General features: G+C 33.9%; 14 protein-coding genes. 2 read left to right on the forward strand and 12 right to left on the reverse strand.

What is annotated here, in order from left to right; genetic code table 11:
* Positions 1-4: 4 nt before the first annotated feature.
* Both WQ54_RS09490 and WQ54_RS09495 read right to left on the reverse strand, forming a co-directional pair.
* Entirely contained in the window at positions 5-1,606 is a 1,602-nt protein-coding gene (locus WQ54_RS09490; RefSeq protein WP_046515475.1) for a helix-turn-helix domain-containing protein, read from the reverse strand.
* Between the two features lie 21 nt (positions 1,607-1,627).
* A complete protein-coding gene (locus WQ54_RS09495; protein WP_046515476.1) occupies positions 1,628-3,364 on the reverse strand; it encodes a sensor histidine kinase in 1,737 nt (578 codons plus the stop codon).
* A gap of 309 nt (positions 3,365-3,673) precedes the next feature.
* Here WQ54_RS09495 and WQ54_RS09500 point away from each other — a divergent pair, with 309 nt between their 5' ends.
* Together WQ54_RS09500 and WQ54_RS09505 are read left to right on the forward strand one after the other, a co-directional pair.
* Complete coding sequence (locus WQ54_RS09500; protein ID WP_046515479.1) at positions 3,674-4,552, forward strand: AraC family transcriptional regulator; 879 nt, start codon at positions 3,674-3,676, stop codon at positions 4,550-4,552.
* Between the two features lie 132 nt (positions 4,553-4,684).
* Positions 4,685-6,016: a prolyl oligopeptidase family serine peptidase gene (locus WQ54_RS09505; protein WP_046515482.1), complete on the forward strand. Its 1,332-nt coding sequence runs from the start codon at positions 4,685-4,687 to the stop codon at positions 6,014-6,016.
* Between the two features lie 203 nt (positions 6,017-6,219).
* Here WQ54_RS09505 and WQ54_RS09510 read toward each other — a convergent pair whose 3' ends face one another.
* From WQ54_RS09510 to WQ54_RS09555, 10 genes are all read right to left on the reverse strand, one after another.
* Positions 6,220-7,950: a glycosyl hydrolase gene (locus WQ54_RS09510; RefSeq protein ID WP_052737732.1), complete on the reverse strand. Its 1,731-nt coding sequence runs from the start codon at positions 7,948-7,950 to the stop codon at positions 6,220-6,222.
* 171 nt (positions 7,951-8,121) lie between these two features.
* The gene (locus WQ54_RS09515) at positions 8,122-9,792 is read right to left on the reverse strand and encodes an ABC transporter substrate-binding protein (protein ID WP_046515484.1); all 1,671 of its coding nucleotides are present in this window, start codon (positions 9,790-9,792) and stop codon (positions 8,122-8,124) included.
* Positions 9,793-9,867: 75 nt separating this feature from the next.
* Positions 9,868-10,776, reverse strand: a complete 909-nt coding sequence (locus tag WQ54_RS09520) for a carbohydrate ABC transporter permease (protein ID WP_046515487.1) — start codon at positions 10,774-10,776, stop codon at positions 9,868-9,870.
* A gap of 12 nt (positions 10,777-10,788) precedes the next feature.
* Positions 10,789-11,715 (reverse strand): sugar ABC transporter permease, encoded by a 927-nt coding sequence (locus WQ54_RS09525; RefSeq protein WP_084821935.1) that lies wholly within the window; start codon positions 11,713-11,715, stop codon positions 10,789-10,791.
* A 273-nt stretch (positions 11,716-11,988) separates the two neighbouring features.
* A complete protein-coding gene (locus WQ54_RS09530; protein WP_046515491.1) occupies positions 11,989-13,533 on the reverse strand; it encodes a response regulator transcription factor in 1,545 nt (514 codons plus the stop codon).
* Complete coding sequence (locus WQ54_RS09535; protein ID WP_046515494.1) at positions 13,521-15,287, reverse strand: sensor histidine kinase; 1,767 nt, start codon at positions 15,285-15,287, stop codon at positions 13,521-13,523. The genes WQ54_RS09530 and WQ54_RS09535 overlap by 13 nt, the downstream gene beginning before the upstream one ends.
* 411 nt (positions 15,288-15,698) lie before the next feature.
* Positions 15,699-16,592: an ROK family protein gene (locus tag WQ54_RS09540; protein ID WP_046515496.1), complete on the reverse strand. Its 894-nt coding sequence runs from the start codon at positions 16,590-16,592 to the stop codon at positions 15,699-15,701.
* A gap of 289 nt (positions 16,593-16,881) precedes the next feature.
* A complete protein-coding gene (locus tag WQ54_RS09545) occupies positions 16,882-19,341 on the reverse strand; it encodes a glycoside hydrolase family 2 protein (RefSeq protein WP_046515499.1) in 2,460 nt (819 codons plus the stop codon).
* 412 nt (positions 19,342-19,753) lie between these two features.
* The gene (locus WQ54_RS09550; protein ID WP_046515502.1) at positions 19,754-20,776 is read right to left on the reverse strand and encodes a substrate-binding domain-containing protein; all 1,023 of its coding nucleotides are present in this window, start codon (positions 20,774-20,776) and stop codon (positions 19,754-19,756) included.
* Positions 20,777-21,195: 419 nt separating this feature from the next.
* Positions 21,196-22,371 (reverse strand): AGE family epimerase/isomerase, encoded by a 1,176-nt coding sequence (locus WQ54_RS09555; protein WP_046515505.1) that lies wholly within the window; start codon positions 22,369-22,371, stop codon positions 21,196-21,198.
* Positions 22,372-22,723 lie beyond the last annotated feature (352 nt).

Genomic DNA, 22,723 nt, shown 5'->3' on the forward strand with positions numbered 1-22,723 from the left:
ATCATCATGCTTGCTTTTGTCTTCCATGTCTAAACTCCTTCGGGTTTACATTCATCGACTTTTTAAAAATTTTTGAGAAATGGGAAAAGTTAGAGTAACCAACTTCCAATGCAATTTCTTTAACTGACATATCGGTTTTTAATAATAATTCCTTGGCAATATTCATCCTCGCTTGAATTAAATAATCTGAGATCGAAATTCCTGTTTCTTTTTTAAATAATCGTGATAAATAGTCGGGGTTTAAATAAACGGAAGCAGCAAGATCATCTCTTGTTACTTCTTCATTAAGATGCTGATGAATATATGCTTTTACTTTACCAACGACAGAAAGATTTGACTCGGAATCTACTAAATAATCAACTGTCTTTTTGACAACATCCTTCACCCAATTTTGAAGATATGTGGCAGAACGTGTGACTCCCTCCGTTGAACCATTTTCTGAAAAAATGATATGTGCGGGAATGCCTTTAATTTTCAACACATAATAAATCATTTGCAGAAAATTTTGTTTAAATTGATATAAGTAATCCGAAGTTAAACCATTCTTTTGTCTTGCAGCAGCAAAACACTGATCAATTTCATTTAGCAAACTATCTTTACACCCTTTTTTAAGCATATCTGACCATACATTCATATCAGGTAATTGAATACTAATTTCTTTATCAATTCTTTTTCTTAATAAAAGAACTTGGTTGATACATGAGACATTACACCTTTCATAAGTCATCAGCATATCCAACATCTTTGGCATTTCATGGATTGCAACAAGCTCGCCAATATAACAAGATAAGTCACAATATAAGTCTTGGCGGCAAAAATCAATATAAGCCTGACAATCCTTTTTCAACGTGCATAATGCGGCAGATTTTTGATCCTCAATCGGCAGAATGGCACATAAGCTTCCTTTTTTTATTTGAATAAGCTGAATTTGTTGATCTCCTTTGAGCAGACTTCCTGCTACATCACGTAAAGCAAATTCCATTATTTGCTCATCTTGTGAATTTAACTCATTATGCCAGCGCTGCACACTAATTAATATCGGTAAAAACTGTACTGTTTCTGTGTAAGGTATTTGCTGTTCATTTACTATTTGTTTGATTTCAGTTGGGTTTGGTGGTATTTTTTGAGTAAGCAAATCCAACCAAAACCGTTCAATTAATAGTGGCTCGGACAACGACCAAAGCTGTTGATAATGTTTGTACTTATTTTTATACTCATCAAATTCCTTTGTCTTTATTATCTTGTTAATCGCCTTCAATACAACACTTTCGATCTCATCAAATCTAGCAGGCTTTAACATGTAGTCAAGGCTTCCTAGCTGTATCGCTTTTTTTGCATAATCAAAGTCAGCATGACAGGTTAAAAAGATCGACTCTGTCAAAGGATGTTGATCCCTTACCCATGTTAAAAGCTCGAGACCATTTCCCTCCGGCATTTCAATATCACAGATCATAATATCTATCTGATAGTCTTTAAACAGCTCTTTAGCCTGACGAATATTATAAGCAACATGCACTTTTGATATCCCTAATTTTCCCCAATCAACACCAGCTTGCAGTCCCCTGGCAGCATATATTTCGTCATCTACAATTAGTAATTGAAACATCACTTATCCCCCTTTTTACCGCTACTGTTGCAACGGAAATTGAATGTCTACATTTGCCCCTCCATGAATACCATTTGAAAATGTGATAATTGCTTGCTTTTTGTATAATAATCGTAATCTGCGCTGAACATTCCAAATGCCAATATGCTTTCCTTCTTCCTTATAAATCCCTTTCTCTGACTGCAACTGCTCAAGTACTTCAACTGGGAAACCTTTCCCTGTGTCATGAACTCTTATCTGCAACGAATTTGGATCTTCATCTGATAACTTAACTAGTATGCTGATATGAATTGGTTCATCCATCGTCACAGCATGTTTCACTGTATTTTCTACAAATGTTTGAATAAGCAACGGTGGCACAGTATATTCCTTCAGAGATTCTTCAATTGAAAGTTCAAAAGTTAAATGATCTGGAAATCTCATAGACTGAATTTTCAAGTAATTTTGAGTATGCTCTATTTCTTCTTTTAACAAGACAAAATCTGAGTTGCTCCTGAACATAAAACGAAAATAGTGAACAAGACATAGAGCCATTTCTTGAATTAACTGATATTGTTTTACTTGGGCAAGATTATAAATGATATTTAAAGAATTCAAAAAGAAATGAGGGTTTATTTGCAATTGCAAATGCTTCAATTCTGCTTTTTGGCAATTTAGCTGTTCTTCATAAACATTAATTTTTAATTCCTTTATTTCAGACGCCATACTATTAAATGTGTTATTCATCATATCAAATTCATACGATGTATGGGACTTTGAAATTACTGCCCCAAAATCTCCATTTTTTACTCTTTTCATCGCTTCCATTATTCTGTTCATAGGAATTAAAATCGTTTTCCGTAAAAAAAGATATAGAATAGGTAATATGACAAGCAAACCAAACGTAATAAACCAAATAATTTTTTGTAGATATGGCAGTCGTTCTAATATCTTTTCATCTAGTATAATGGATACCAGACTAAAGTTTCCTTTAGTAGATTTAGCCCCTACCACTAAATAATCGTTATTGTCCCCGGTTAAATTATAAATGCCGCTTTTATAGGATAAGTTAATCTTATTTGTCTCAAAAAAGGAGGCTTCATCCATAGGTTGTAACGTTTCATTTGCGAGAACTGATTTGCCCTTTCCTGCTAAATCAACAGCTTCCAGCTTTCTTGTCAGCCTTTTGGCATCAACCCATGCTCCAATATAAACATTCCCTATTTTTACAGTACGGTATAGAATATATTGTTGGCCTACTATACGAGAATACCATTTGTCGTTCGTCTCTTGAGAGTTTTCTCTGTTTTGCAGCATGTTGATAATATCTTTTTGAACAACATCTGTATCAAAAGATAATTCTTTATAATTTTGAGCAGTTAGCACTTCTTGATTCGTTACGGAATAGATAAAAAGACCATCTATTATCTTAAAATCATATACATCTTTAGCAATCCTCTCATTTAATTGGATTTTTGAATAATAATACTTTTGGTTATTTCCTTTTTCTACCAGATCTAAATTTAGCAAATCAAGATCTTTTGCTGCCATGCTATATAAGTAATCATCTACTACTCCCAGACTATAATCAATTTGATCCATGTAAAGTGAAACCATGTTTTCATGAGACTGAGCAATTTGATTTCGTACTACATGGATTGCATAAAAATTGTTATAGATTAAAAAAGCAATAATTGGAGTTGTGATAATGAAGAAGCCTGCTATTAATTGAAATTGAAGAGATTTTAAAAATGGATATTTCTTAACGTTGTTTCTCATTTTCTATAAGTCCTCCACAAACAACATTTTAGAATGTCCAATCTATTATACTAGTTAGTTCGAAGTTTTAAATATTAGGTAAACGCTTACAAAAATACTAATACTTTCTCTTTCAAATTTCTACCCTGAAAATGACTTCTTTCTAGCATTTTAATGACGTTTTTTAGAGTTAAGTAACATCATTGTACACGAATGAAGCCTTTACACAATTGTTTCCCTTTCTTTTCATCAAGTTTTTCTTTCCTTTCAGCTAGTATTGGGATATGATCATAGCTAAAAAAACCATATTCATTAAGAGAGGTTTCTATAATGGACTACAAATACGAATTGGTAAAAACTGATGAGCATTTGCCTATTAAACTTATCCTTCATACCTCAGATAAACAACTTTTCATCCCAAGACATTGGCATGAGAATGTAGAAATTTCTTATGTTCTAGCTGGAAAGATCGATCAAATTTATACAGATGGAAGGGAATACACATCCAGACAGGGAGATATTGTTTTAATAAACTCAAATTCTATTCATTCTTTTTCCGTTAGTATGGGAAAGGATCGGAAAGCTGTTACACTTTTTATAAGCTATGAATTTATGAAATCTATCTATCCAAACTATGATCAATTCGTTTTTGACTGTGTTTCAATTAATGAGAAAGACCCTATAAGATTAGCCAAATTTGAAAAGTTACGTCTGCTTTTAGACTCTATTGTTACCGCTTACCTTACTAAGAAAAATGATTCTCTAGCCCACATTAACCTAACCGGGCTATCCTATCAATTAGCATATTTCTTAATAAAAAATTTCAAAGTTACTAAAAGAACCAGTACAAGAATTAAAACAAACAAGTACTTAGAAAGATTAACGGTTATCACCAATTACATAAAAGAGAACTACAATCAGGATTTATCTATTGATCTGCTTTCAGCTAAGTTTAATTTATCTGCGGAATATTTTTCGCGATTCTTTATCAAGCACCTGGGTATGACGGTACTCAATTATATTCATACCATTCGTCTTGAGAAATCGTATCCTGATCTAATGAATACAGATTATCCTATTATTCAGATTGCATTAAAACACGGCTTTCCAAGTGAGAAATCCTACACGAGAGTGTTTAAATCTATTTATCACATGACTCCAAATCAATACCGAAAAAAACATCACTCTAAAAACATTACTATGAAATAGCCAATATTTTAAAACTATTATTTGATCAGAAATTGACTGTTTTTAAGCTAGAAAAAGACATGTTTTTAAGATGAAAATTATATAAACTATTTTTTGTAAGCGTTTTAATAAAACTACAAGGAGGTCATCCATTTGTTTGAAGGAATGAAAAAGCATGCAAAAACAGCTTTGTTAAGCACTTTAGTAGCCGGTACATCACTTTCTTTTATGTCAGAAGCAAATGCAAATGAGGTGAAAACTCAACCATCATCCTACAGAACCGTAACAGAAATTGAAGATTGGGGAGCAGCTATTACGAAAGTAATTGTTGATTTAGGAAAACCAGTACCAAAAGACTCTGTTTCAAAAGACACTTTTGAGGTGCATGTATCAAGGAGTGATAGACGTTTAGCTAATCTGTTTTTAGAAGAAGGGAATCGGAACGTCACGAATGCCTATGTAGCTGATAAAAATGGAACCCCAGCTGTTAAAACGGGAAAATACGCTGTGTTAGAAATGCAAATTGGCCCGGACATTTCCTTAGGTTCTGCAATCAACTATGATTGGGCGGGTTCAGGATATAATGACTGGAATGAAAATAAATATACCATTACTCAACAAAAGGATATAGAAACTCCTGCTGGGACCATTTCAGGACTAGTCGTGGATACGTTTCAAGGTGGGGTAAGAGAACTGGTTGATGACTTTTCAACAGGAAAGGCTACATATGATGATATCACATTGACTTACGCTGATTATACTCCAGCAAAAGATATTGGGAAAAATCCTTTAATCATTTGGCTACACGGAGCTGGTGAAGGTGGAACAGACCCTACAATTCCTATCTCCGGAAACAAAGCAGCCAACTTTGCATCAGAGGAAATTCAATCTTATTTTAATGGAGCGTATGTGCTTGCCCCACAAACACCAACTTTCTGGATGGATGGTTTCACCGGCTTTGGTGACGGCACTTCAAAATATGAGGATGCATTAATATCCTTAATCAAGGATTATGTTGCCAATAATAAAGATATTGATCAAGATAGAATTTACATTGGAGGGGATTCCAATGGCGGCTATATGACAATGCTGATGATCCGTGATTATCCCGAATATTTTGCAGCTGCTTTTCCAACCTGTGAAGCACTTAAAGACACTCTTATCACAGATGAAAACATTGAGAACATAAAAAACCTGCCAATCTGGTTTGTTCATGCCAAAACAGATAACGTGGTTCCTGCCGATCAATATGTAGTTCCAACCTACAATCGCTTAATCGAAGCCGGAGCAAAAGATGTTCATCTTTCCTTATTTGATAAAGTAGTAGATACTTCAGGGTTATACCAAAACGCTGATGGCATACCATACGAATATCATGGGCATTGGTCATGGATTTATGTGTATAACAATGATGTTGTGAAAACCATTGATGGCAAGACGGTATCACTTATGGAATGGTTAGCTAATCAATCATTAAAAAAGTGATTCCTTTTATTTTTTAATATAATAGATAAGAAGTAGTTTATAAAAAGCTTCGGTCCTCTTAAATTGGATTGAAGCTTTTTATATTTTATTACAGAGTCACTCTGTTTGCCTAATTCCGGTATCGATGCTCGTACTATTTATTTAACGTTTTAAGAACAAAAGGCTTCCAACCATCGATTGAAAGCTTTTGTATCTCATTTCATCTAAGGATGTAAGATAATTCCCTTTAATTCATTTAAATTTACATTTAAATCTTTTTTGACCGTAATTGATACATGTTCTTCCATAGATTCATGATTCACGTGTTTTTGCATATTTTCTAAATGGATGACCGCCTGCTTCTTGTGACCTTTTTCGAACTGCCCTTCCAATTGTTTAAAGCTATTGGTTATTTTAGCGAGCAGAGGCCCTTTTAATTGTCCTGTATCGCTGTAGCTAGTCAGTAAATCTGAGATTTTTTGAAACTGTCTTTTTTCTAAATAGGTAGTCAAGTCAGGTAGTTCATCTAGTGTTACAACATAATCATGGTTATATACCTTTTTTAAATGCTCAGGAGAAGTGTGTTCTTTTAAAACGCTTCCATTCCAAGTGTTAAACCAACTATAATTTACATGATGCAGCTGAAGAAGGTCAGGGTCTGGGATTGGGCCATTTTCAGCCATCGCGACAACTTTCTTGTTGCTGGATAGCTCAACCAAAGCTTCATACTGGCTGCTCATAGAGCCGTAGTTATGTGCTCCTGGATAAGAATCAAAGCTAACAATATCAACAAAATCATCACCTGGATACCACTCTTCATCAATTGAATTCCATACCCAAATTAAATTATTTAATCCATGAACATTTGTCATGCGATCATACATTAATCTCCACAATTCCTTAGCAGGCTCAGGTCCTTTCGCTCCCCACCAAAACCAGCCGCCTTCTGCTTCATGAAGCGGTCTCCATAATACAGGTACACCTGCATCTTTAAGCTTTTTTAATTCTGCTGAAATAACATCAATATCACGTAAAAGTAATTGATAATCTTCTGAATCTGGATTGTTTAAGGCATACTCAACATCAAAAGTGGTTGCTCTTGTATAAAAACCACTCCACCATTCATTTCCAGGTTCATCAATGAGATCTTTAGGAGCGTTCCAGTGCCAAGTAAAAGTAACAATTCCGCCCTTTTTCCACCAATCAATTGCTACAGGTGTTTCATCTGCTGAAGCACCTCGCTCTTCTCTTGAAGGACTATTATCAATAAAATCGAGTCCTAATATTGCTGGGTATTTTCCAGTCGTCTGATATATATAGTTCAAATCACCAGGCCGTGTACTTGGATAATCCTGCTGTCCTGAAAGAATCTTTTCACCAAACTGATCTACCAAATAGCTAAATAAAGCCCTAGTCTCTTTTGAAGCATTAAGATTGATTAATGTCTTCTCTACCTCATGCTTCACAGGTTCAAGTACAGGTTTCAATTTTATATAATCAATGGCAAACCATGTCCAATTCGGTGTAATTTGAATGGTGTTTTTTCCAGCATTTAAAAGTATTTTCCCTCCCGAAACTTCACCAAATCCATTACCCATTGTAAAAGTACCTTGATTGTTACCATTAATCACAATATTAGCCACTTTGCCGCTTCCATATATTGAACCGTAACCGACTGTCAGGCTATATAATGCCTTATCAGGTACCTCAACCGTAAATATCACAGCATCTGAAGCATTAGAAAAGCTAGCCACATAGCCAGACCCCGAATAACCCTGCTCAGAATTTTCGACCGTTACACCCATCAGGGAGGCATCCTCTGCTTCAAGCTTTATTTCTTCAGCAGCTTTTACAGGCATTCCTGTTATCGGAAGGACACTTACTATAAACGCGATCATAATAGATAAAATAAACATATTTTTTCTTAGAGGTTTTAGGAGATACATAGTTTCCATTAGCCATCATTCCTTCTGCCTGTATTTAATATCGTTCAAAATAAGTCTCATTTTGATCTTAATAAATAGAATAATAATGAATAGGGTCCGTAAGCTTGGACCCTATTCATTCAAATGACAAAATAGTTTACTAATTTAACATTTGAAGCACTTCTCTTCATTTATGTTGAATTACTCGCTCCACAACTCTACTGTATCTTTAACAATTTTTGTGAATTCTTCTTCAGCTTTTTCTACCCCAGCATTCTTGAGATCTTTCATAAATTGATCCCACACTCCATCAAAATCTTTAGGATCCGCTAGAATCGCTTCAGGAACTCGCTTAAATGTAATATCTAACATTTTTTTGTTTGTTACTTCAAGTTTTGAACCAGCAGGGATTGAAAGGTTATAAGCAGCACCCCATGGTTTTACTGGAAATTCATCAGTAGAAGGGTATAAATCTTTCCATAATTCTGCATCATAATTTTTTAGTACTTCTTTTTCTACATCTGTTAGTCCTTCAATCGCTATTTCACGAGTATTCACGGTATATGTTTGGCCAGTTGAGTCTAAGGCACCGTCACCATAACGCGGTGCAAATCTCTGGAAGTTATAACCAATACCTGTTTTCTTTAAATAATCTTTATCGTTTCTGCGTTTTTCCCATTCTTCTTCTGGAATAACTCGTTTGCCGTCTACATTCTCATAATGTTCTCCTTCAATTCCCCAGTTCAGCATAATTTGTGTTTCTTCTGATACTAAATAATCCAGAAACTTTATCGCACGAACAGGATCTTCACAATCAACTGTAATTCCAATGCCCCAGCCTACTTGAAAACCAGGGCTTTGATAGGCAAAGTGCTTATAGTCTTCATTTAAAGTAATCGGATAAAAGCCATACATTCTCTCGAGTTTTCCTGCATCACGCAAAGCATTTTGCGCTTCATAGATCATCCAGTCCGGTGCAATAGTAGCTAATGCACGTCCTGTAGACAATTTTGCTATCCATTGATCATGCTTTTGGACAAGCGAATCTGGATCAAGCAGTCCTTCTGCATTCATCTTGTTATACCAACGAAAAACTTCTTTCTCTTCTGGACGACGATAGTGCAATGTTGCTTCAAATGTTTCTGGATCAATATAATATTCTCCATCATCTGAACCGCCTGTCATCATAAACGCGCTATTTAAAGTAGAGGATTGAAAGCGCCAGCCATCTGACTGAAGAGTTAAAGGGATCGTTGGCTGTCCATCGATTTCAGGATGTCGTTTATAGTATTCTCTCAATACATTTTCTAAATCTTCAAGTGTCTTCATTTCTGGATATCCTAATTCCTTCACAACATCATGCTGAACAAGAGCAGCAAAGTTAGGTGTCATTGCTTCATTATCCACTGCAGAGTTTGGTAGTACATAAATAGATGGATCTTCCTTACTCCATTTCAATCGATTGATTTCATCACCAAGCATTTTTTTTATGTTTGGTGCGTGTTCTTCAATGAGTGGAGCAAGGTCGATTAAAGCTCCAGCCTCCACAAGTTGACTGGCACCCTTTGATGAAATCATATCTGGATATTCTCCGCTAGCAACCATTAAAGGAATTTTTGTTTGTCCCCCTTCCAAATCAAATTCCGGATCAAGTGTTACTCCAGTATCCTCTTTTATTTTCTCCCCTACTGGACTCTCCATGTTCTCCCAGTCACGATTCGCATCCGAATCAAAGACGGTAAAAGTGATTGATTCACTTTCATCTGAGGTGCTTTCAAAATTAGATGATGTATTTTCGTTTGAACATGCAGCCGCAAGTAATAAAGTTGCAGCTAAAAAGAGCAAACTAAAAAATCTTTTCATTGACTTCATTTCATTTTCCTCCCCTTTATCTGTTTATTTACTGCCTAAACAGGATTGACTTGTAAATACCTACTTACTAGATTTTTACTGTTTTACTGCTCCTAATGTCATCCCCTGAATAAAAAATCTTTGCACAAAGGGATAAACCAACATGATTGGTACGACTGTGACCATGGTAATCGCCATTTTTATCGACTCAGGTGACACCATTTTTGATTGCTGCTCAGCATTTGGCCGCATTTGGTTCGCATCCATATTTCCGCCCATTGAGGTATTATCTAAAATCTTCATAAGTTCGTATTGTAAGGTTGTTAAACTTTCATTCATACTGTTATATAAATAAGTATCAAACCAACTATTCCATTGACCAACTGCAATAAATAATGCGATAGTTGCTAAAACTGGTTTGCAGAGCGGAAGGATAATTCGATAAAAAATCGTAAAATCATTTGCCCCATCCATTTTTGCAGATTCTTGAAGAGAGAATGGAATACCATCCATAAACGAACGAATGATAATGATATTGAAAGCACTAACTAAACCAGGTAGAATGTAAACCCAAAACGAGTTCATCATGCCTAAATCTCTAATTAACATATAGCCCGGAATTAAACCTCCAGAAAAATACATAGTTAAAACAATAAAGGTAGAAACAAACTTTCTTCCTTGGAAATCAGCACGACTCAGTGTATAGGCTACCATTGCTTGAACAAACACACCCAATACAGTACCAATGACTGTCCTAAGCACGGAGTTAATGAACCCAGTTACTAAGTTTTCGTACTTCGCAATTTCCAGATAATTACTGAAGGTAAACTCACGTGGCCATATATAAATCCCCCCCCTTACCGTATCGGTTGATTCATTCAATGAAATAGCCAACACATTTAAAAAGGGATATAATGTCACAACCATAACAATTGTTAAAAAAGAATAATTAAGGGCGTCAAATATTCGGTCATTCTTCGTTTTTAAGGCACTATTTGTAGCCATGTCACTTCCTCCTTACATAACACTTTGGTTAGAAAAGCGTTTGAAAATCCCATTTGCAAGGAACAATAGGATAATACTAACAACTGAATTAAAAATGCCGATTGCTGTTCCATAGGAAAATTGACCTAATCCAATTCCATAGTTAAGCGCATACAAATCCAACACTTCGGAATAATCAACAACTAGCGAATTACCGAGCAGCATCTGCTTTTCAAATCCAATACTTACTAAATGACCAATATTTAAAATGAGAACAACTAAAATGGTTGGCCGGATCCCTGGCAATGTTACATGCCAAATCCTTCTTAGCCTCCCTGCTCCATCTACCTTTGCTGCTTCGTAAAGTTGGGGGTCAAGACCCGCAATGGCTGCTAAAAAAATGATGGCATTCCACCCCATTTCCTTCCATAAATCTGAAGCAACAACAATTCCCCAAAACCACTTACCTTCCGCCATAAATTGGAAAGGTTCATCAATAATACCAATCCTTAGCAGCAAATCATTAACAATACCGCCGTCTATTGATAACATTTTTGTCACAATGCCTGCCACTACAACCCACGAAACAAAGTGTGGTAAATAAGTTACCGTTTGGACACTCCGCTTAAAAACTGAATGGCGAACTTCATTGAGCAATATGGCAAATAAAATTGGAACCGTAAAGCCAACAATTAAACTAAGTAAGCTCATCGCAAGTGTATTTCGGAGAACAAGGTAAAAACGTTCATCCGTAAATAAAGTAATAAAATGCTCAGATCCCACCCACTCTTGTTCAAAAAATGACCTAGCAGGTCGATAATTTTGAAAGGCCATTGTCCATCCCCATAAGGGTAGATAATTAAAAACAAATACCCAGGCAACAAATGGGAGCGACATCATATACAAGATTTTTTGACTAAAAAAAACTTTCCAAAAACTTTTATTCTTTTCTTTTTTCATTACAAGGTTTATATTTGCAAACGATTTCTTTTTTATAGTTTCCACTTTACCCCCTCCTTTTCTATAACTTAATATTAATTAAAAAATAAACTAAAGGATACCCTAATAATACATACAAAAATCATATAAAAATGAGAAGCTAATTAACTAATAAAAAAGACTTCTATCAATTGGGATACGAAACCCAACAGACAGAAGACGTATTATGAGTAGATAATTTGAATTAACTTTTAAAAGATTTATTTTAATAAATATCATCCAAAAAGAAAAAACTCATTCCTTTACATTCTTTTTCCGAAAATCAGATGGGGACATTCCTACATATTTCTTAAATTTACTATGAAAGTAATCAACACTTGAGAAGCCAACTCGTTCGGAAACTTGATAAACTTTATATCCCTGCATTAATAACTTCTTTCCATTTTCTATCCTGACTTTATCCAAGTACGTATTGAAATGTTCCCCTGTATAAGATTTAAATAATTTTCCCAAATAGGTTCTGCTATAATGCAGGAGCTCTGACAGTGTTTCTAACTTGATGTTTTTATCGTAATTCCTTTCAATTAAATAAATCATTTTTTTAACCAGAACGTCAGTTTTATCAACATCCAGTTTGTCTAGTATTTTAGTAATTAATTCATTTACATAGTTTAGCAGCTGCTTCACGTCTCGTTGGTTTTCAATTTCATAAATCATTGATAAAACATTTGATATTATTCCACGAATTTCTTGATATTCATACATTAACTTGTGCAATAACGAAGAAACAATTTCAATAAATTTTTTCTTAAAGTCATATTCTGAATATCCTACTTTGATCATCTGCAATCCTATTTCCCTACAAATGCTCTCAATAGCATTCCTGTCTTCTATCTCCATAGCATATACTAGTTTTTCTACGGCATGAGATAAATGAAATTGATCAAATTCACTATTTGTATTATTATTTTCATCCTTTAATGCATAATCGGTGCTTTCAGTTAATAATGTTCCATTTTCTAAGAAAAATTTTCTTGAAATAAGCATGGTTGTTGATTGGAAATGCTTAGGTAATTCCTCAAGATCTTTAAAGGGATTTGAAAGCGCAGAAATAAAATCAAGATGATAATCATCCATTAGTTTTTTTAAATCTCTGTAGATTCCATCAGGATTCTTACTGAATTCAAGCTCAGCATTTAACAAGATCCCTAAATATGATTTGATAATAAAAACAACTCCACACTTGCTTTTTTCAAAAAATCCCCATATTTTTTTCTTTAACATGATTAGATCAATATTGTTTTTCTGCTCAGGTTTAATTAATAAAAGCTGATATGTTTGCAATTGGTCATAAAATTTGAAAGAATTTATGTTATTAAATGGCTCTCCTATTAAAGCAGCTTGAATTACACTTTCCTTATCTTCTTGCTCAATTTTCACCTTCATTTTTTGATATTCTGATTCCTGCTCAAGCGTTGATTTTATCTCTTTTAAATAATTAATGACTTCATCCTCATCAACTGGTTTTAATAAATACCCTTTAACATTATATTTGATTGCCTTTTTAGCATATTGAAATTCAGCATGTCCACTTAAGATCAAAAAGTGTACATTCTCACCCATTGCCCAAATTTTTTCAATAAGTTCAATCCCTGATAATCCAGGCATCTTCATATCAACGATCATTAAGTGTGGTGATGCATTATGGAATTTTTCTATTGCTTCGTTCCCAGTTGCAGCAGTATCGATTACCTTAAACCCATAATTTTCCCAAGGTACAATCTTGACTAAACCTTGACGAGTAGTCGGTTCATCGTCCACTATCATTACTCTAAACATCCTACTTCCTCCTCGCTAGGTATAAAAAAGGATATCTCAGTACCTTTACCTTCCTTGCTATAAATCATGAGACCAGAGTTTTTTCCGTATGAAAGTTGAAGTCTCTGATGCACATTTCGCAAACCAATGCGGTCTCCTTCTTTTTCTTGATCACTTAATAATAGAGAAATTTCATCAATTTTTTGCTCGCTAATACCAACTCCGTTATCTTTCACTTTAACAAGGAGCCCCATTTTGGTCATTTGAGTGTGAACAGATACAATTACCCCATTTTCATTATTTTCCATACCATGTATAACAGCATTTTCAACTAGTGGTTGGATAATCAAAGGAGGAAGCGTCATTGATTTAGAAAGTGGATCAATGACTATTTCAAAGTCTAACCTACTCCCATATCGAAATTTTTGGATTTCCAGATAAGATTTAACAACTTCCATTTCACTGATAAGCTTTACTTTACCTGAACCTACTTCAATACTATTTCTCATCAATTTCCCCAGTAGTTTTACAACTTGAGAAATCTCTTTTTCCCCATTTAAATAGGCTTTCATTCTAATCGATTCTAGAGCATTAAATAAAAAATGTGGATTTATTTGGCTAGCCATCATTTTAAATTTAATTTCATTTTGTTTTCTTTCAAGCAATGATTTCTGTCTGTTTGATTCGTAAACTTCATTAATTAGATGGTTGGTATTTTCCACCATTACCTTCAGCTGCTTTGATAACTGCCCAATTTCATCCTTTCCATCTATTGAAATATGAGTATTGAAATTTCCCTTTCCTACTTGATTCACTTGTTCACTTAATCTAATTAAACGCTTTGTTAATAAATTTGACATATAGTAAATAAGTAATAAGGCAACACATAGACCTACTACTGCCACAACAATTCCCATTTTTCCAAATTGCTTTGCGTTTCCTACAATTTCTTCATCAGGAGTGAAAGAGACAATTTTTAATTGATTAAGAGTTTGATCAACAACAATAGAATCCACAAAAATATATGTAGGTTTCCCCTCCAACTCCACTTGAAAAATGCCTGATTTACCGTTTGCTAAATCTGATGAATAAATAACTTTGTTTAAATACTTACCGACATCTCCTATTTGATTTGTGCTAATGATATTATTATGTTCGTCTACAATCATGATTGGCTGTGATTCCTGTGACAAAATTAAATCCAAGCTCTTGGGATTCACACTTATAACCAATACACCAAATGTACTATTTTCAGGATAATCAATTTTCCGAACTAAACTTACTAATCTTTGATCATTATAAGTTTCATCCTCTATATATAACCAGCTTGATAATCCCTTTCCCTCTTGAGCAATTGTATACCATGATGAGTCTTTTACCTTTTGACTAACAGGGATAATTTCCCAATTATTAAGTATTGTTTTATTCTCTATATAAAAGCGAATAGATGATATTTCCTCTTGATACATTTTACGATATTGTTTAAACACATTATATCCCCGATAGGATGTAACAACATCATACCTAGTTTTATATTCTTTATTTACAATTTGCTTTAACTGTTGATCAATTAAAATGTTATTTGAAATGTATACTGGCACTTTCAATACTTCTAAAGTTCGTTCCCTAACTCTTTGAATATCAGCAACTGCTTGTTGTTTTGCATCTTCAAGCGCTAATTTCTTTAATTCATTGGTTAAAAAACCTCCAACGATGATGACGGGAATAAAAACAATGAAAATAAATGAGAGTATCAATTTATTTCTTAAATGCATATCATTGATTTTTCTTTTAATCTTTATTATTAAAATAAACTCTCACCTCTACTAACTTTTATAGGTTATCCTAATCTTCAACATTGCAAAAAGCATATAAATTAAAATATTATGATAGAGCTATATGGTTAATTTCAATTGAGGATTTATATTCAAAGAACCTGCTATTTTGCTTTTGCCACAGTACAATGCTCCCAAAAGCTAAAATCATAAAAAATCGAAAAAAAACAATAAAGTTAACTATTATTGTTCTTTTCCGATTTTCACTAACAACTGCTCTTTATCTATTTTCTCTATCTTTCCAAACGGCAGCCTATTAAAAAGGTAAGAGCTAAGATTTAAAATACTGTTTCCAATAAACTATATTTCTATATATACACCCAGCTATTTTTTTAGATACTTCTATTCCAATTAAACTAAAAGAAGCATGGCTGCACCAATTACACCTGCTTTGTCCCCCAATGCAGCAGGAACAATTTTAACAGAAGAAGCTAAATTAGGATATACATATTCTTTTACCTTTTCCTGAAGCGGTTCTAGAATGAATTGCTTTGAATCCATCACACCTCCACCCATAACAAAAATGTCAGGATTAACCGTATGTGCTATATTAGCTATTCCCATTGCTAAGTAATCAACAACTTGATTTATGATACTGTATGCCCTGGCATCCCCATGAGCAGCAAGTTCAAATACTTGCTTTGCACCACCTGTCATACCATATTGTTCTGTTGCTACTCTGGCAATCGAAGTACCGCTGGCCACCCCCTCAAGGGAGCCTTTATTTAAATGTTGATGCTTGTACCCATTAGGCTGTACAATCATATTCCCTATTTCTCCAGCGTATCCTTTGGCCCCATTAAATAACTGCTTGTTAATAACGAACGCCCCTCCAATTCCAGTACTTACAGTCATATAGAATACACTCTCATAATTTGCACCACTACCAACTATGGCTTCCGCTAATCCAGCTACATTGGCATCATTATTCAAACAAACCTCTACATCAGTATGTTCTTTTACTATCTGGACAAGGTTTACATTTTTCCATCCAGGTAAATTTGGCGGACTCAAAATGACTCCTGTTTTATAATCCAGCGGCCCTGGAGCACCAATGCCGATTCCACAAATCCTATTACTATTTGATACTTCTTTAATCATATTTAACATCTTATCAATCGTATAATGATATCCTTTTTCAGCTTCTGTAGGAGACTTGCAAATTTGTACAATTTCTCCTTGCTTATTTACAAGAGCAACTCTTAGGTTGGTTCCTCCTAAATCAATTCCGATTCGTAAACTCATTTACAATCCTCCTTCTTGATGGCGTCCTGTTGAAATCGTTCCTATTATCTCATTCTATTAATCTGTAAAAATATTAGTTAAATATTTTTGCAATTAATAGATAGTTCTTCAGATGCCGTTATACTTTATAATGCTAAAACTTGCCAAAACCTATTTTTTAAGCAAACCCTTTGGCCCTACTTACACAATTGAGCTCAGCACCTGACCAATTTTAAACTTTTAAAAATAGAGATTCATGGCTCTGACTATCAAATAAAGAATAAGGATGATGGTTGTTTCATTTTATAGTTTAAGCAATATCGTACACGCTTCTTACTTTCAGCTTTTCCTTAAATGATTCAAGAGTAAATGCTTCACTTAAGCTTTCTTTATTTACCACAACTATTTTTTGATTTCCAGCAGACAAGTCGAAGTAATTATCACTAAATTTACAATCAGCTGTTGCTAAATCAAGCTCAATATATTTTGCTAAAGCAGCTGATGATAAGGTAACTTCAAACGTCTCATTTGTCTCTGTTACGTTTAGTGAAATGTTTGGATTTATGAATTTAAAATGCTTTGGTTTTGTAAATAAAAGTGTTGTGACTGTTTCCTGTTTGCCGTCCACAAATAATGTACATTCAAGGTAAGTAGTTCTCATTGTTGCATGAGTTAAAAATTCCCCAAAAGAAAGTCTCTCGCAATTTTTTGCTGTTAAACTGTCTACTTCACATTTTATTGTTCCTTCTTGAATGACTTCTGATGTATTCTTGCATAGCTTCCATTCAATGCGAGAATCTACTCTTGATAAGGAATCATTAGTTACATGAATCTCAACATCTGTTCCATCCTCTCTCAATGATAATAAAACCGGAGAATAAAATTTCTTCGCAAAATAATGCAAGGCTTTCCAACGTCCGTAATAATCAATGCTCGACCATGAAGCAACTGGCCAACAGTCATTTAGCTGCCAATATAATGAACCCATGCATCGCCCGCGATTTCGTCTCCAATGCTCGACCCCGTATTTAATCGCTTCTGCTTGCAACAATTGAGATGCATATAGTAAGGAATCAAAATCTTTCGGATATAAAAAGTTCTCGGAAAGATAAAATAAAATCTTGCCATTTGCAGCACCATTTTTCTGATGCTTTTCCATAACATAAGAGAAAATATTGCGATCCTCTGGTTCTGTAAAAGAATGAATCGTTTTCATAGATGGAAATGATTGAAATCCAAATTCAGAGCAAAAACGAAAATGAAACTTCTGATATTCGGTAAATGGTTTTAATCCGTGCCATACTTCCCAATAATGCATATCCCCTTCATCTGGATTCCGCGGTTCATTGAATCCCCCGCCGGAAGAAGGTGAGGAAGACCAGTAAAAGGTCTCTGGATCTAGCTCTTTTACAAGTTCAGGAACAATAAATTCAAATAGTTTAATATAGTCAGCTTTATGCTTGTAATCATTGTCAGGCATATTCCCCCAATAAACCCACGCTTCTTCTACTTCATTATTTCCACACCAAATACCTAGACTTGCATGATGGCGAATTCGCTTTATATTATCAATGACTTCTTGCTCTACAGTTTCTCTAAACTCAGGACTTAAATCATACATGCTGCAAGCGAACATAAAATCCTGCCAAACGATAATCCCTTTCCGATCACATAAATCGAAGAAATAATCTTCAGGATAGATACCGCCACCCCAAACACGAACCATATTAAAGTTTGCATCTACGCAATCATCAATCAATCTTTCTGTTCGTTCTATTGAATTTCTTGACAATAGGTTATCCTCAGGAATATAGTTTGCGCCCATCGCAAAGATAGATAAACCATTTACTTCAAACTCAAATGATTTTCCCCATTGATCTGGTTCATGCTTTACTTTTATTTTGCGAAGACCAATTGTTAATGTTTTTTGATCTAATAACATTGAATCATTAGAAATAAGGACTTCTATTTGATATAAAGGTTGTTCCCCATATCCATTTGGCCACCATAATTGCGGATCTGTAACTTCAAACGAAACTGTTTGTTGAGTATTAATTTTTGTTATCTTACTTAAAACCTTTTCGCCAGATGGACCAAAAAGATTAACTTCAAGATTTAATGGTTCATTGGATTCGGTTATACTTACACGTACTTGTACACCGACATTATTTTCACGATGCTCTTGACTCACATACACATCATCAATACGAGCAATATCCCATGCTGAAATAGAAACATTTCTCCAAATTCCTAAATCAGGAATTTGTGGTCCCCAGTCCCATCCAAACATACTATGTCCTTTTCGCAAATGAGGATAACCTTCGATGGCATCACCTACTCCTGCTAACTTTGTTTCTTTCTGTTTATCAGTAATAAAGTTAATAGGTGAAAATAAGGTGATCTTTAATTGGTTTGTTCCAACTTTTAAAAATGGCTTAACATCAAATTCATATGTACGGTGCATGTTGTTCGTCTTCGCGATTAAATGTCCATTTAAAACTATTTCAGAAATCGTATCTACTCCCTCAAAACGGATGACAACATGGTTATGATTTATAAACTCATCTTCAACTAAAAACTCTCGATAATATTCATAATCCTTTGATGCAACATTATATGCCTCGTTCTCATTATCACGGTAAAACGGATCATTAATTTCTCCATGACTTAATAAATCATTCATAACAGAACCAGGAACAAAAGCCTCAAGCCATTTGTTAGTAGTTGTGCTTTTCATTAGCCAAGATCCATTTAAATCAATCCTCTTCATTCTCTTCTCCTCCATTTAAATATTAAATAAATAAAATAACCAAGTTTTCAGCTCTAGAATAAATTACATCTATGCAAAAACATTTCTATAAAAGTTCATTTAAACAAAGATAAGGCATTATTTTTTAGTTATTTTATTAGTCGATATAAATATAATTTAAAACAATAGTTAACTAAAAGTAAAGTTAAATATTAACTAATGCATAACTTTATAATAAAAATAAAAAAAAGGTAGCTCTTTTTTAAAAGATAACTACCTTTCTATAAACCTGAATTACAAAAAAGAAATAAACCAAAATCCTTAGGCATTTATAAGATCATAGGTCCCTCTGTGTAAAAAGGACAAAATAAAAGCTTGAATGTAGTATTAATTGAACATCTAACAAATTTTAATGACAAAAAAACAAGGCATATTATGTCACCTTGTTTTCTATTTTTTTAACGGAATTTCTATATACAATTTTCCCTTTTACTAATATCCTGCCAAAGGACTTACTAGGATCCTTAATTTTTTCAAGAACAAAATTTACGGCGTTGTTTGCCATTTCCTTTGTATCGACTTCTACCGTTGTCAAGCCTGGTTCGGTGATTGTCGCGTATATGTCATTATCAAATCCTACAACCGAAAAGTCTCGCGGTATATTATAGCCTAGCTTTGTTAGCTTATGAACTAAATTGTGTGCAACCTGGTCACAATTACACACGAATGCTGTCGGGAGCTTATCTGGTAATTTGATATCAATAAATGCACCTTTTTCATCACGGTCATTTAAAATATAATCTTGCTTAAGTTCGATTTTATGCTCAAGTAATGATTTATAGAAACCTAAGAATCGATCTTGAATACTGCTTGTTGAATACAGATTCCCAACAAAAGCTATTTCGCGATGTCCATTTTGCATTAAATAATTCGTCATCTCATAAGCCCCGTAAAAGTTATCTGTAATAACTGAATCAATATCCGCATGTTCATCATAGAAGTCTAGAAAAACCTTCGGCAGCTCGATAGATTGGATTTTTTGTATATATCCCTTGCTGATTTGACCAAGGATAATAAATCCATCTACCTTTTTCTCTGTGTAAATTCTCGGTAGGTTTAATTGTTTTTCATCTTCATGATTTAGGATATAGAGAATTCCATAGTACCCTCTATTCTCCAATACTCTGGTAATTGTTTGATATACATTTAAATAAAAGGATGATTGCCCTGCATCTGTAAAACGCTCTGGAACGATGACTCCAATATTATAAGACAATCCCTCTTTCATTGATTTAGCTAAAGTGTTATAACGGTATCCCATTTCTTCGGCAAGGTTTTTAATTTTTAATTTAAGCTCCTCACTTACACCCTCTTTATCATTCAGTGCTTTTGAAACGGTTACACTACTGATTCCTAAACGATCTGCTATATCTCTCATCGTCACATTGTTTTTCATTTTATTCCTCCGAGATAACCAATTATCAATTTAAAATGATAATGAAATTATACCATAACAATTAATGCCACCTAAAGTTACTTTTCAACCCTATTAAGTAAATTTAAGTTCATCGTAATTAATTTTATCGTTGTATTGCACAATCTATTAACAGTATGGAATTTTCAAGTATATTGAACGTGTAATCCAACAAGCTTTTCTATCTTTGCTCTAGCAATGTAAACCCGCTTAACATTGAAAGTAGATAAGTGAGTATTATTTTTTATTTTTAACATTATCTGCCCATGTTAATGAGTTATTTAAAATAGAAGTTATATGATGTTACATTTATTCCTGACTTTTCCTTTATAAAAGTCAGCAATTATTTAGTTTTTTTACTTAATCATTCATTTAGTTTTCGGCCTAGTTCCAAGTATTTTTCATTGATTATTTCCCTCCGTCCTTTTCATCATTTCTAAACAGAATCTTGAATTATGATAAGGTGCTTTCCATGGCTCCCCAACCGCTCTTTCCGTAGGCTTACCATTATCCTCAACAGACCAATACCATTCTCCTTCTGGACGAGGATCCACAATATTTTTTTGTGTGTATCTCCATAATTTATCAACTATTTTTAAGAATCTTTTATCTTTCGTCCTTTGATAAGCGTTTTGAAATCCGACCATTGCTTCTGCTTGGACCCACCACACACGAGTTAAATCCACATGTTCAAAATGCTGTTCATTTGCAACAGAACCATCCTCAAGAATAGCAGTATCCGCAATATTATAAGCAATATCAATCACCATATTTATATAACGATCATCTTCAAGATTTAAAACCTTTATTGCTTCATCTATTAACCAGCTAGCTTCAATATCATGACCGAAGGACTTCAATTGGAGTAATGAATTCCACTCTCTATCAAAAAATACATGTAAAAATTTCGTTGCTTTGTTATAAATTTTTTCATAAAAGGTTTCAACTAGATTTGTTAACCGTTCTTTTACTAGAGGATCACCTGAGGCCTTGTATAGTGTTGTATAGGCTTCTAATATATGAAGATGCGTATTTGTTGTTATATCAGCAGTTATGCCTTTTTCACTTAACTTTTCATTAGGGAGCTCGTTCCACTTTCGAGTAAATTCTTCTTTATACGCATTATTTTCCTTATTTAATCCATAAGTTTCTATCAATCTAAAAATAAGCATAGCAAAATTTAATGCTTCTTTATTTTTGGTTGCAAGGTAATACTCACTCAATGCATAGACCCCAAAGGATTGTGTATACACGTGTTTTTGGCTTTCAACAGGATTGCCTTTGTAATCGACAAGCCAAAATAACCCGTGATGTTCATGATCATAAACCTTTTCAACTAGAAATCTATAGGCATGATTGGCATATTCTAAATACTCGGCTTTTTTTATCCCACTATATGCAGCTGAAAATGACCATAAAAATCTTGAAGCTGCAATTCCACCTTTATCCCCTTCCTTATCTATACTTAAATCAAAATGTACCCTTCCATAAAAACCGCCATGCTTTTCATCCTTTAACTTCATCCAAAAAGGCAATATATGCCCAATTAAATGTTGTTCCATTTCTTCTCTCAACATGTTTAATCCTCCTACAATTAGTTTATCGTTAACTTTATTAAATGTTACTTTGTAAACTACGTTATGTCAAAGTAGTTTGAAATGGCTTCATCACACATAGTCTTCTTTAACATAGTAAATTAGAAGTTTATGTTACTTATTAAGGGAAGAAACAGCCTATTAATTTGTTTAATATCACGAAACATGTTTATTACATTGGTCATCGTCCAATAAATGAATGTATAATTCATAAAAGTATGCCTAAAAGAGTCTAAGAAAATTATTACCTTTTTCGGAGAATGATGATATAATCATTAAGAAATTTATTAACTTTACGTTAACTTAATTTATTAACTAGCATATAGAAGTCTTA

The organism is Bacillus sp. SA1-12 (genome assembly GCF_000981385.1).
GTDB lineage: Bacteria > Bacillota > Bacilli > Bacillales > Bacillaceae > Metabacillus.

What these genes read in the sequence shown, in the direction of transcription:
- WQ54_RS09520 (WP_046515487.1), bottom strand. Translation starts at nt 10,776, where the DNA reads ATGGCTACAAATAGTGCCTTAAAAACGAAGAATGACCGAATATTTGAC.
- WQ54_RS09535 (WP_046515494.1), bottom strand. Translation starts at nt 15,287, where the DNA reads ATGCATTTAAGAAATAAATTGATACTCTCATTTATTTTCATTGTTTTT.
- WQ54_RS09525 (WP_084821935.1), bottom strand. Translation starts at nt 11,715, where the DNA reads ATGAAAAAAGAAAAGAATAAAAGTTTTTGGAAAGTTTTTTTTAGTCAA.
- WQ54_RS09495 (WP_046515476.1), bottom strand. Translation starts at nt 3,364, where the DNA reads ATGAGAAACAACGTTAAGAAATATCCATTTTTAAAATCTCTTCAATTT.
- WQ54_RS09510 (WP_052737732.1), bottom strand. Translation starts at nt 7,950, where the DNA reads ATGGAAACTATGTATCTCCTAAAACCTCTAAGAAAAAATATGTTTATT.
- WQ54_RS09540 (WP_046515496.1), bottom strand. Translation starts at nt 16,592, where the DNA reads ATGAGTTTACGAATCGGAATTGATTTAGGAGGAACCAACCTAAGAGTT.
- WQ54_RS09550 (WP_046515502.1), bottom strand. Translation starts at nt 20,776, where the DNA reads ATGAAAAACAATGTGACGATGAGAGATATAGCAGATCGTTTAGGAATC.
- WQ54_RS09530 (WP_046515491.1), bottom strand. Translation starts at nt 13,533, where the DNA reads ATGTTTAGAGTAATGATAGTGGACGATGAACCGACTACTCGTCAAGGT.
- WQ54_RS09500 (WP_046515479.1), top strand. Translation starts at nt 3,674, where the DNA reads ATGGACTACAAATACGAATTGGTAAAAACTGATGAGCATTTGCCTATT.
- WQ54_RS09555 (WP_046515505.1), bottom strand. Translation starts at nt 22,371, where the DNA reads ATGTTGAGAGAAGAAATGGAACAACATTTAATTGGGCATATATTGCCT.
- WQ54_RS09515 (WP_046515484.1), bottom strand. Translation starts at nt 9,792, where the DNA reads ATGAAGTCAATGAAAAGATTTTTTAGTTTGCTCTTTTTAGCTGCAACT.
- WQ54_RS09545 (WP_046515499.1), bottom strand. Translation starts at nt 19,341, where the DNA reads ATGAAGAGGATTGATTTAAATGGATCTTGGCTAATGAAAAGCACAACT.
- WQ54_RS09490 (WP_046515475.1), bottom strand. Translation starts at nt 1,606, where the DNA reads ATGTTTCAATTACTAATTGTAGATGACGAAATATATGCTGCCAGGGGA.